Origin of the sequence: Halomonas sp. SCS19 (genome assembly GCF_040147015.1) — a bacterium.
GTDB lineage: Bacteria > Pseudomonadota > Gammaproteobacteria > Pseudomonadales > Halomonadaceae > Halomonas > Halomonas litopenaei.
Genome location: NZ_JAMSHN010000001.1, coordinates 2,681,303 through 2,692,969, shown reverse-complemented (window position 1 = coordinate 2,692,969; position 11,667 = coordinate 2,681,303). Strand labels below are relative to the sequence as shown.

Sequence of the window (11,667 nt, the reverse complement as noted above, 5' to 3'; positions counted from 1 at the left end):
CCTCCGGCGTCATCCCTGTATTGCGGTGATCCCCGCGGGCTAGTCGGTATCGCGCGGCGCGGGGCGCTGCATGGCATCGATGCCGACCCCTTCGATGCTCAACAGCTCACCACTGCCTGCGTCGAACTCGAACTCCACGACCTGTCCCTGGGCGCCGACCAGTTCGATCTCGTAGAGGATTCTGCCGTCGTCACGTTCGAGCTCCACTTCGAGCACCTGCCCGTCGTAGCGCTCATCGAGCCAGTCCAGCAGCGTCGGCAACGCCACCAGCCGGCCCTCACGCACCTCCTGGTGCAAGTCACGCCAGTCGTCATCCGCGCGGGCGAAACCGATACCCAGCGACTCGCTCGCCAGCGCCGCGAGGCTGACGTCGTCGCTCGGGCGCGGGGCCTGGGCCAGGCTCGCGGCCATCACGGACGTGCATAGCAAGAAAAGTGTCTTGGAGGTCATGAGGCGAAGTCTGACCCACTGCAGATGAATGAAAGATGAACGATCCCGTCAGGCTGGCGACAGGTCCCCCCTGTCAGGATGGTCCCACTCGCCGAGATCACCAAGCACACGGTGAGCTTACCTCAACAGCGAATGGAGTCCCCAGCATGAACAAGACTGTCACCCTGAGCCTGGCCGCCCTGACCTTGAGCGGTACCCTCGCCACCAACGCCATGGCCGACGATGAAGCCGTCAACCGGGAGGAGATCGACCGCCTGCTGGCCAGCACCGGGGAGTACGGCTTCACCCACTACGATGAGCTGGGTATCGACGACGGCGATCGTTTCGAGGCGGAAGGCTGGCGCGACGACGGCTGGCGCCTGGACGTCGACATGGACCTGCGTGACGGCAGCCTGCTGGGCGAACAGCGGCGCCAGAGCGAGATCCCGACCTGGAGCCTCAGCGGCGACGATGTCGGCAAGGCGCTGGACGCCGCCCAGTCGGCCGGCCTGGAACTGTTCAGCTCGCTGGATGTCGACCGTACAGGTGATATCGAGATCGAAGGCTACGACGCCCAGCACCAGGAGCTCGAGGTCCGCCTCGATCGCCATACCCTTGACGTGACCGGAGTCCAGCATGACGACTGATCATTCCTTCAGCACCGACGACTACCAGCACAACGCCGCCTGGAGGGCGGCGTCCCGTTGGCAGCAACGCGCTCGCCAGGCACGCCCCACCCGCCGGATGGGTGGCTTCAAGCTGGCTCTCGCCACCCTGGTCGGCGCCGTCACCCTGGTGCTGGCCACCATGATGGCCCTGGTGCTGAGCCTGGTGGGACTGGCGCTGATGCCGCTGGTGCGTCACCGCATGAAGAAGCGCATGGAGGCCTACCGCGCCGATCATGCCGACGACATCACGCCGGGGGCGACCACCCGAGCCCCCGGTCAGGACGATGCCCGCGTGTGGGAAGGCCAGTATGAGGTCAAGTGAAGCACCCGGGAGGCGATGCAGCGGCGAGTGTGCGTCACTCGCGCGGATCGCCTCCCGGCAGCTGTTCGGGACCGGGCTCGGGCACCTGATCAGACCCGCCTGCCCGGTCTTCACGGGCAACCTGTCCGCTTGACGGGGCGTCGCTGCTCCCATCGAGTGCCCCCCTCAGGGCCACCACCTCGGCCTTGAGTTCTCGCACCTCGCGGTGCAACTCTCGCAGCATGTCTCGATTGACCCGATGCAGCCGTTCGGACTCGTCCTCCTGATCATCGATGAACAGTGAACCGACGTAGGCCGCGAAGCTACCGAACAGACCCACACCGGCCACCATCAACAGCGCCGCCACCACCCGTCCCAGCGACGTCACCGGATAGTAATCGCCGTACCCCACCGTGGTGACGGTGACGAAGGCCCACCACAGCGCCTCCTCGGCGGTATCGATGGCGCTTTCCGGATTGGGGCCTTCCACCACCAGGATCACCACCGAGCCGAAGATCAACAGCAGTACCGTGGCCGAGGCCACCGAGGCGAAGATGCCCTTGGCCTTGTTGCGAAACAGCAGGTTCCAGATCAGGTGTACCGACTTGATCGCGCGCAGCATGCGGATGATCTGCACTACGCGCACCAGACGGCCAGCCATCAAGAAGCTCACCGGGATACTCGCCAGCAGATCGATCCAGCCCCAGCGCATAAAGCGCCACTTGCTTTCCGCACGGTGAAAACGGATGCAGAAGTCGGCAAAGAAGAAGCCGCAGACCACCAGGTCCAGCTTGAAAATCAGGTCATCGACCTCCGGCGGCAGGTCATTCAGCTCCTGCACCGCCATGGCACCAAGCACGTAAAAGGAGAGGATCAGAATCAGGATCTGAAATGGGGTCAAGCTCTCTTGTTTCATGGGGTTCGACATCGACCGGGAAGCAGAATCACGACCTTACGCGATGCACCGGAAGCTGCCTAGCGGCAGGACACGCCCCGAGCCCTCACCAGGTCAACGTCGACCCCATTGCACCTTTCCCTGTCGATGCCCCGATGTCGGTATTGCCCCTGACCGAGAGCCGCTTTTCCCTCGCAGGTCCCTCGCCGGCAGATACCTCTATGACGCTACTCCAGGGGTTCGTAGGGCAGCCCCACGTAGTTTTCGGCGATGGTGGTCAGGCCCGCTGTCGAGCCGGTCAGATAATCGAGCTCCGCCAATTGCATGCGCGCCTCGAAGTCTTCCTCGTCGCTGAAACGATGCAGCATCGACGTCATCCACCAGGAGAAGCGCTCGGCCTTCCAGATACGCTTGAGGCACACCTCGGAGTAGCGCGGGATCAGATCGCTGCGCCCTTCGTTAAACACCTTCACCAGCAGGCGATACAGGGTGTTGACGTCACTCGCCGCCAGGTTCAGCCCCTTGGCACCGGTGGGCGGCACGATATGGGCGGCGTCCCCCACCAGAAACAGGCGACCGTACTGCATCGGCTCGACCACGAAGCTGCGCAGTGGTGCGATGCTCTTTTCGATCGAAGGTCCCGTCACCAGAGTCTCGGCCACGTCTTCCGGCAGGCGCCGTTTCAGTTCGTCCCAAAAACGCTCATCGGACCAGTCCTCGACCTTCTCATCGAGGCCCACCTGCACGTAGTAGCGGCTGCGATTCTCCGACCGCATGCTGCACAGGGCGAAGCCCCGCTCGTGGCGTGCGTAGATCAGCTCATCGGTCACCGGTGGCGTATCGGACAACAGCCCCAACCAGCCAAACGGATAGACCCGCTCGAAGGTCTTCAGACGCTCCTGCGGGATCGATTGGCGTGACACGCCGTGGTATCCATCGCACCCCGCCACATAGGCACAGCGCAGACGGTACCCCTTGCCTTCATGCTGAAAGGTGAGGGAGGGCGACTCGCTCTCCAGATCATGGGGGGTGACGTCGCTGGCCTCGTAGTAGCTGATACCGCCTTCTCGCTCGCGTGCTTCCATCAGGTCCCGGGTGACTTCGGTCTGGCCGTACACCATCACCTGCTTGCCTTCGGTGTGCCCCGCAAGGTCGACGCGTACCCGGCGGTTGTCGAAGGCAAGCTCAAAGCCGTCGTGGGGCAGGCCCTCGGCATCCATGCGTTCGCTGACGCCGGCTTCACGCAGCAGGTCGACCATGCCCTGCTCGAGCACCCCGGCACGAATACGTCCCAGCACATAGTCGCCGCTCTTGCGTTCGACGATCACATTGTCGATCCCGACCCGGCTGAGCAGTTGCCCCAGCAGCAGTCCGGAGGGCCCGGCCCCGATGATGGCGACCTGGGTCGTGAGTTCACTATCGATACGCTCGGGGGAAGATGTTGTCGTCATGGTGGCTACCTCGTCAGCGGAACGTTATGGTTATGCCTTGTATTTTTCGCTGAAACACCACCCCAGATAAGGCATATTCCTCGCCACAAACTGGACTTTTCGCGGAATCTACCCTGACATTTGTCGTAGTCACGCTCAATCACCTCCCCGGCAACCGCCAGGAGCGCAGACCATGAACCCCGAGACCCCGTCCACCACGATATCGTCAGCGGTTCCCACCTTTACCCTTTACGGGGAAACCGGTAGCTGGCCGACCCCCGACCTGCTGCACTGCGAGTCCATCGCCGAACGCAGTCGGCTTCACGATTGGCGCATCCATCCCCACCGCCACGTCGACCTGACTCACCTGCTGCTGCTGTACGCGGGCGAGGTCGAACTGCAACTGGAAGACAGCCGACAACGGCGGGCCGCCCCGCTGCTGATCCTGGTGCCTGCGCTCACCATTCACGGGTTTGCCTTCGCTCCGAACATCCAGGGCCACATCCTGACCCTGGCGGCACCGCTGGTCAGCCACCTCGAGCAGGTACTGCCGGACGCCAGCAGGGTCTGGCGCAGCGCGGGAGTCACTGCACTAGCCGACGCCAGACACCGACTGCAGGCATTGGTGGAACATATCGACGGGGAATACCGACGGCCGGCGCGGGACCGCGACGTGCTGCTCGACGCCTTGATCCAGGCGCTGACGGTGGAAGCGGCTCGCCTGGCGACGCATCCGGCCACCCGGGCCAGGTCTGCCGTGAGCACCGATCCCGGCCACGGCCACCTGGCCCGCTACCAGACACTGATCGAGCGGCGCTTTCGCCAGCAGCCGAGCATCGAGGAAATGGCGCGCGAGCTGGACATCAGCGCGGCCCACCTCAACGCCCTGTGCCGGCGCCTGGCGGACCAAAGCGCCCTGGCGGTGCTGCACCAGCGTCTACTGCTCGAAGCCAAGCGCGAGTTGACCTATACCAACCTGACCATCGCCCAGATCGCCGATGGCCTGGGCTTTTCCGAGCCCGCCTATTTCACCCGCTTCTTCAAGCGGCTCAGCGGAGTGGCTCCCCGCGACTTCCGCCGCCGCCAGTTCCATCGTCAAGGCGACGGATCGCCAAGCTCACCCTAGACCAGATCCCGGGGGAAGACCTCATCCCAGCTTCGCGAAAAGATTCGAGTATCGCCCTGCCAGGCGTCCAGGGTGGCACGCACCCGAAAGCTGTCGGCGTCGCTGGTCAGCCGAGTGCGGGTCAGGGTGTGGATCTCCCAGTCCCCCCGGCGGAAGGTACGTTGCCACTCGGTCCAGCCGGTAACACTGTCGTAGTTGCCGTAGGAATAGCTGTAGCGCTCGGTCACCGAGCCGGAGATGTCCAGCGCGATATCGTCCAGCCGGTAGCTGCCCTCGTCGTGGAACACCTCCAGTGTGGTCTGGTCATTGGCCAGATCTCGGATCACCTTCCAGCTTTCCTGGGAAGGCTGCAGCAGCGTCTTGGCCAGCGGTGGCGCCCCTTCCGGCTCCTCGAAGGGGCGCAGAGCCGCTTCTTCCGCCGGCCTGGGGACCCTGGTCGGCAGCACCAGGCGACAGGCACCAGGCCACAGTGTCAGGCGTACCGGCCTTGGCGCAGGCCATACCAGCGGCCAGTAGCTGGTCGAGATCGCCAGCCGGATGGCGTGCCCCGCCGGAAACTGCTGGGCAATATGCTTGAGACACACCGTCACGCGGTAGCGGCGCCCCGGCACCAGAGGCTCCGGGTGTTCGTCGCTGTCACGATGGGTCAGGTTGAGCACCCCATAGGACACCCGTGTCGCCTTGTCGTCCTCGGCGATATCGACAAGACGCAGCGCCACCATCGCCACCGGCTGGTCGGCGGACAGTTCCAGCTGCACCGATGGGGCACCACAGATTTCCAGATCCTGCTCGAGCCGGGGCGTCTGGAAAATCAGGGCGCCGCCGTCCTCGTCACGCTGGTCGTGAGGCAGATCCGGCGGTGCGTTGTAGGAACACCACTTGCCGGCATACAGGCCCACCGACAGCGGCGAGCGGATATCCAGGCTCTCGTCGTCATCGCCGTCCTTCGCGTCGGTGCCGTCCTCGCCACGCAGGTCATGTCCGCTGGTCAGCCGCCAGCTCCGGGACATGATGTGGGGAGAGGGCCAGCTCGGCTCGGCGACCCAGCGACCGGGACGAGCGCTGTAGCGCGCCGATGGCGGCATCGATTGCTGCATCCAGACCCTCAGCATCGGTTCGTCCATGATCCCGGTATCCTGGTCCTTCAGCCAGTGGTCCCACCACCGTAGCCCTTCCTGCAGGAAGCCGATGGCCGGCCCCGGTACCCCGAGGTGGGGGTACTTGTGAGCCCAGGGGCCCACCAGCCCCTTGCGTGGCGAGGTCAAACCGGCCAGCAGCCGGAAGACGGCGTTGCAGTAACCATCCGCCCAGCCGCTGATGGCGTACACCGGCACCTGGATACGGCTGTAGTCCTCGCACACCGAGCCATGTTTCCAGTAGTCGTCACGTCGCTGGTGCTGAAGCCAGCGCGAAAGCCAGAGGCCGCTGCCGTCCAGGCGATCGAGCCACATCCTGAACCAGTCGCCACCCACCAGCGCCGGGTCGGGCGGGATGGCATTGCCATCGAACATGGTCGACGCCCAGGAAAGATTGTCGGCCAGCAGGCAGCCACCCATATGGTGGATATCATCGGCGTAGCGGTCATCGGTAAAACAGATGGTGATGACCGCCTTGAGCTGCGGTGGGCGCATGGCGGCGATCTGCAGGCCGTTGAAGCCCCCCCAGGAAATACCGACCATGCCGACACTTCCCGTACACCAGGGCTGGCGTTCCAGCCACTCGAGTACCGCCACCCCGTCGTCCAGTTCCTGCTGCAGGTACTCGTCGGTCAGTACGCCATCGGATTCGCCGGTGCCTCGGATATCGACGCGAACCCCGGCATAGCCATGCCCGGCCCAGTAAGGATGCACCTGAGCGTCTCGCTCCGCGGTCAGGTCACGCTTGCGATAAGGCAGGTACTCGAGGATCGCCGGCACCGGATCATCGTCGGCGTCGACCGGCCGCCAGATACGGGCAGCCAGCCGCGTGCCGTCGGCCAGTGGAATCCAGGTTTCCTGCTCCATCACCTTGCGCGGAAAATCGCTGACCACCCGCATCGTCGCTCCTTGCACTGGCTTCAAGCTCACCCTGTCGAGATCGCCCTGTCCATACCGCGCTGCCGAGATCGCCCTACCCCTGCAGCCTGGCCACTCCAGCGCTCTCGGTGACGCTCGGTACAGCGGCGGCGCGCCGACTCAACTATCGATATCGCCGAATGCGAAGATCAGTCGGGCCGCCAGTTGCTGATAGCGACGAAGCAGCGCCTGATAGTCGTCGCCCCCCATCCAAATATAGGCCAATGCAAAGCTGTAGCTATCCTGTTCTGGCAGGCTCGACAGACGCTGCCCCTCCTCCACCTGCAGACTGATCACCGTGCCGGGGTAGTCCTGTTCGAGTTGTGCGAGGGTCTGCGCCGAGGGAACCCGTTCGACGGTGGCGTCATGGAAGAACACGCGGTAGAAGAACTTGGCCGCGACCGCGTAGGCGCCCTCCCGGTGGGGCAGTCTCGGACGCTGCCCCAGCGCCAGGTCCACCGTCACCTGCTGATGGCTGATCCCGTCGACCTTCTCGAACAGGTCGCAATGTGACTGGGAAATGCGTGTGTTGATCTCGAGCAGCCAGATGCGATCCTGGAGTTCGTCCCAGAAAAACTCGACGTTGAACGCGGATTGATCGAAGCCGGTGCGGGTCATGACCAGGCGGGTGGCGTCGATCATCTGCTGCTGAACCCTTTGTGGCAGGGCCGAGGGGTACAGATAGTGGAAGAAGCTCAACACCCCTGGGTAGCGAATCGAGTCGACCACACCATAGACCACGACCTCGCCATCGTGGACGTAGCCTTCCAGCGTGCATTGCCAGCCGCCGATGATTTCCTCGGCCATGCAGTAATGGCCATCGATCGCCGCGATCTCCGGAGGCAGGTTGGCCTGATCCAGCACGCTGTTGAACGGCTCGGCGATGGAACCGATCTCCGCCTTCAGACGGTCAATGGCAAGCGCAAAGTCTTCCGGCGTCTCGATGCGAAAACCGAGCCGTGAGCCCGACGACTTGATCGGCTTGACGAAGAAGGGAAAGGACAGCCCCGCCGCACCGATCTGACCCAACGCCGCCTCGTCGAAGGGGTCGAAGGCGGTGAACCCGGGGATGTACTGCGGCACCACCTCGCGCTGAACGCAACGGCTCCAGTACTTGTGCTCACACTTCAGCAAGCTTTCCAGCGACGTCGATCGGGTACCGAATCGCTTGCACAGGATCGGCAGCATCGTGGATACCGGAAAATCCATATAGCCGATGATCGCGTCTATCGGCCTGCCGAATCGGTCCAGGGTCTGGCCGGCTTCCTCGAGCATCGCGGGAATATCGAATTCTTCGGTGTCATAGACCGCCTCCGGCGCAATAATTCGGTGAAAGCGCCATTCTTCGGCACCCTTCAAGCGCAGCAGACGCTCATGATTGTCATCGTTCAGCCCCACCACAAAAATATTGCGCGCACTCACGTCAAGCCCTCGCGTCATTACGATGGTGTCACGCTGCAAGCTTAGTGAAACGCGCCTCCCACAAAGGCTCATATTGGACTAGAGCGTCATATCAGAAACCTCATCCAACCGACATTAAATGCATCAAAAAAGCCCGCCGTATGGCGGGCTTGGGGTGAGCTGAGCGTAATACTGGCCGCCGCTTCGATGCCGACTACAGCAAAAAGAGGGTGCTCAAGGTCGGGAACAACAGCAACAGAGCCAGGCGCACAAAGTCAGACACGATAAAGGGAGAGACGCCTCGGAAGATCTCTCCCAGTCCCACATGGGGCGCCATGGCCTTGATCACGAAGACGTTCATCCCCACCGGCGGCGTGATCAGCCCCAACTCGACCGTCAGCACCGTGACGATGCCAAACCACACCGGGTCGATACCCAGGCTCTGAATGATCGGGAACACCACCGGCACCGTGATCACCAGCATGGCGATCGAGTCCATGAACATGCCGAGCAGGAAGTACATGGCCAGGATGCACAGCACGACAACGAAGGGCGTCAGCTCCATGGCAAACAGACTGTCGCTGATGGAGAACGAGATGCGTGAGAGCGAAATGAAGTAGCCCAGCGCCTCGGCACCGACCAGCATGAAGAACACCACCGCCGACAGCGCCAGGGTCTCCTGGACCGCAGACCACAGCTCCCGTGCACGCAGCCCCTTGACCAGGGAGTAGATCAGGGTGGCAAAGGCACCGACACTGGCCCCCTCGGTGGGAGTGAAGATGCCCAGGTAGATGCCCAGGATCATGACCAGGAAGACCGCGAAGAAGGGCACCAGCCCGCCGAGCGAGGCAAGCTTCTCGCCCCAGCTCGTCGCTTCCCCTGCCACCGCCAGTTCCGGCTTGACCCGCATGACCACGCTGACGGTCAGGGCGTACAGCACCAGTCCCAGGAGCCCGGGCACCAGACCCGCCATGAACATGTCACCCACCGACTGCTCGGTCAGGATGGCATAGATCAGCAGGGCGATACTGGGCGGAATCATGATGCCTAGGGTGCCGCCCGCGGCCAGCGCCCCGGTGGCCAGGCCACGATGGTAGCCGTATCGCTCCATCTCCGGCAGGGCCACCCGGGTCATGGTGCTGGCGGTGGCCAGAGAAGATCCGGAAATCGCCGAAAAGACGCCACAGGAGCCGACGGCGGCGATCGCCAGGCCGCCCTTCCAGCCACCGCAGATCACCCGAGCCGACTGGAAAAGCTTGCCGGCCATGCCAGAATGCGCCGCCAGCACGCCCATCAGGATGAACATCGGAATCGCGCTGAAGCTGTAGTTGGACAACACCTCCACCGGCACCGACTTCAACATCGATACCGCCGCGCCGAGATCGATGATGGTGGCAAAACCACCGACACCGACCAGCAGCATCGCCAGAGCTACCGGCACCCGCAGGATCATCAACACCAGCAACAGCAGCAGCCCGAACCCGCCGATCGTCTCAGTCGCCATGGGACACCTCCGCACTCTGGCCGAACAGCGCCCCCAGGAGCGCGTGCAGCAGGCTGCGCAACGCCAGCAGAGCACTGAGCACTGCAGCGACAAGATAGATCGGCCCGAGCGAGATCCTCAGGTCCTGGGTGACCTCGCCGTACTCGACAGCGGCGTGGGCCGCACCCACCAGGCCCGTCGCCAGCACCCCGCCAAGCACCGCAAAGCCCAGCAGATAGACGCCATGCAGGCGCGCTGCGATGGACGCAGGAAGACGGTGGGAAAAGGCCTCGACCACCACCTGGCTCTTCTCCACGCTGGCCGACATGGCCGCCAGCAAGGCAAACAGCATCAGGTAGCTGACCAGTTCGACGCTGCCGAAGACCTGAAAGGAGATGGCGCCATCGGTCAGACGCTGCAGGTAGCGTGTCACCACGTCGGCGATGGTCACCGCCAGCATCAGTATCAGACAGCCGCCCGCCACCCAGCGACAGACCAGGGCCAGCCAACGGCTGGCCCCTTCCAGAAAGGGTTGCATGGCGTCACTCCGTCCCGACGCAGCTTTCACGTGCCGCCAGCGCCGCCTGATAGACGTCATGCGCCTGGCTCAAGCCGCGCTCCTCGAGTCCGCTCAGGTAATCCTCGATGCCCTGCTGGAGCGGCGGCGCCCAGTCGGCGTTGTCGAGGGGCGCATCGACCACCCGAATGGTGTGGCCGGCATCCACCGCTTCCTGGCGCCCCACCTCGTCGATGGCGTGGAACACCTCCCCCGCATTGAGTGCCCACTGCATGCCGGAGTTGGCATCGATGACCGCCTGCTGCTCCGGCGTCAGCCGATCGTAGGCACGCTGGCTCATGGTCGCCACAAAGATCAGCGAATAGAACGGCACCTGGGTGTGGTATTCGACCAGCTCGTTGATACGAAACCCCTTCATGCCTTCCCAGGGAAAGCTCAAGCCATCGAGCACGCCCCGCTGCATGGAGGTATAGATATCCGGGGCAGGCATGCCTACCGGGCTTGCCCCCATGTTTTCGAGGATATCGCCTGCCACCGCGGTCGGGCGACGGATTCGCAGCCCTTCCAGATCAGCCGGTACCTGGACGTCGGTATCCACGGTATGGATGTAACCGGGACCGGTGGTGAACATGAACAACACGCGAGTATCGTCGTACTCTCCCCCCAGGCCGCCATCGTCGTGCAGGGTCTGCAGGATGCATGAACCCTGTATCGCGGAATCGGCCACCCCGGGGAGTTCGACGATCTGCGACAGCGGGAAGCGCCCGGCGGTATAGCCCTGAGCGGTGGCGCCGATATCGGCGATGCCGTTTACGGTCGCCTCATAGATGTCGTCAGCCTTGGCCAGGGTACCGGCGGGAAAGACCTGAACACGCAGATCACCGCCGGAGTCTTCCTCCACCGCCTTGGCCCACTGCTCGAAGATCTGGGTATTGATACCAGAGGCACCAGGCCAGAAGTGGGCCATGCGCAGCGTGGTCGCCGCTTGAACCGAGGCACAGGAAAGGGCCGTCAGGGATGCGGCCATCAGGCACGCGAGGGGGGTCTTCATGGGGATCCTCCGGACTTTATCGTTATCGTCGACGCGCGCTCATTATTGGTCTCTCGCTCGACACCGTTTCCGGCAACTCGACCAGCGGCGCTCGTTCGCATAGTGAACTTCTGTTCGTTTTTTCAGTTCAAAAGATAAACTACCTGGCCACACAACGAAAAGCGACTTTGGTCTAGCGGAAGGCCAGGCACCGACGGGAACCAGGCTCTCTTCCCCAGAGTGGTGCCAAGGAGGCGACTTCTCTAGAATTGTGCTTAAACGATAAAGATGCTCTTTCGAGCCACCACTCCCTTCTCGCCTCGCCGTTCAAGG

At 63.4% G+C, this 11,667-nt stretch carries 11 protein-coding genes; 3 read left to right on the top strand and 8 right to left on the bottom strand.

Going from position 1 to position 11,667, the window contains the following annotated elements:
* Positions 1-39 precede the first annotated feature (39 nt).
* The gene (locus NFH97_RS11825; RefSeq protein WP_348814879.1) at positions 40-429 is read right to left on the bottom strand and encodes a PepSY domain-containing protein; all 390 of its coding nucleotides are present in this window, start codon (positions 427-429) and stop codon (positions 40-42) included.
* A gap of 167 nt (positions 430-596) precedes the next feature.
* Between NFH97_RS11825 and NFH97_RS11820 the strand changes: the two genes are divergently transcribed.
* Positions 597-1,076, top strand: coding sequence for a PepSY domain-containing protein (locus tag NFH97_RS11820; RefSeq protein WP_348814880.1), 480 nt, complete (start codon positions 597-599; stop codon positions 1,074-1,076).
* Positions 1,066-1,419 (top strand): hypothetical protein, encoded by a 354-nt coding sequence (locus NFH97_RS11815; protein WP_045994631.1) that lies wholly within the window; start codon positions 1,066-1,068, stop codon positions 1,417-1,419. Before NFH97_RS11820 ends, NFH97_RS11815 begins: the two co-directional genes overlap by 11 nt.
* A gap of 34 nt (positions 1,420-1,453) precedes the next feature.
* Here the strand turns inward: NFH97_RS11815 and NFH97_RS11810 are convergent, their stop codons facing one another.
* Both NFH97_RS11810 and pobA read right to left on the bottom strand, forming a co-directional pair.
* On the bottom strand, positions 1,454-2,299 hold the full coding sequence (locus NFH97_RS11810; RefSeq protein WP_348814881.1) for an ion transporter: 846 nt from the start codon (positions 2,297-2,299) through the stop codon (positions 1,454-1,456).
* Between the two features lie 221 nt (positions 2,300-2,520).
* Positions 2,521-3,744 carry a 4-hydroxybenzoate 3-monooxygenase gene (gene pobA, locus NFH97_RS11805; RefSeq protein ID WP_349624846.1) on the bottom strand — a complete coding sequence of 408 codons (1,224 nt, stop codon included), beginning with the start codon at positions 3,742-3,744 and terminating at the stop codon, positions 2,521-2,523.
* Positions 3,745-3,916: 172 nt separating this feature from the next.
* Here pobA and NFH97_RS11800 point away from each other — a divergent pair, with 172 nt between their 5' ends.
* Positions 3,917-4,849 (top strand): helix-turn-helix domain-containing protein, encoded by a 933-nt coding sequence (locus NFH97_RS11800; protein WP_108450166.1) that lies wholly within the window; start codon positions 3,917-3,919, stop codon positions 4,847-4,849.
* On the opposite strand, the gene NFH97_RS11795 is transcribed toward NFH97_RS11800, so the two are convergent.
* The 5 genes from NFH97_RS11795 to NFH97_RS11775 form a co-directional block, all read right to left on the bottom strand.
* On the bottom strand, positions 4,846-6,885 hold the full coding sequence (locus NFH97_RS11795) for a CocE/NonD family hydrolase (protein ID WP_045995305.1): 2,040 nt from the start codon (positions 6,883-6,885) through the stop codon (positions 4,846-4,848). The two genes, NFH97_RS11800 and NFH97_RS11795, sit on opposite strands and share 4 nt — an antisense overlap.
* 138 nt (positions 6,886-7,023) lie before the next feature.
* Positions 7,024-8,325 (bottom strand): ATP-grasp domain-containing protein, encoded by a 1,302-nt coding sequence (locus NFH97_RS11790; protein WP_348827140.1) that lies wholly within the window; start codon positions 8,323-8,325, stop codon positions 7,024-7,026.
* Positions 8,326-8,518: 193 nt separating this feature from the next.
* On the bottom strand, positions 8,519-9,808 hold the full coding sequence (locus tag NFH97_RS11785; RefSeq protein ID WP_349624845.1) for a TRAP transporter large permease: 1,290 nt from the start codon (positions 9,806-9,808) through the stop codon (positions 8,519-8,521).
* Positions 9,798-10,325: a TRAP transporter small permease gene (locus NFH97_RS11780; protein ID WP_045995308.1), complete on the bottom strand. Its 528-nt coding sequence runs from the start codon at positions 10,323-10,325 to the stop codon at positions 9,798-9,800. Before NFH97_RS11780 ends, NFH97_RS11785 begins: the two co-directional genes overlap by 11 nt.
* A 4-nt stretch (positions 10,326-10,329) precedes the next feature.
* Positions 10,330-11,355, bottom strand: coding sequence for a TRAP transporter substrate-binding protein (locus NFH97_RS11775; protein WP_349624844.1), 1,026 nt, complete (start codon positions 11,353-11,355; stop codon positions 10,330-10,332).
* Positions 11,356-11,667 lie beyond the last annotated feature (312 nt).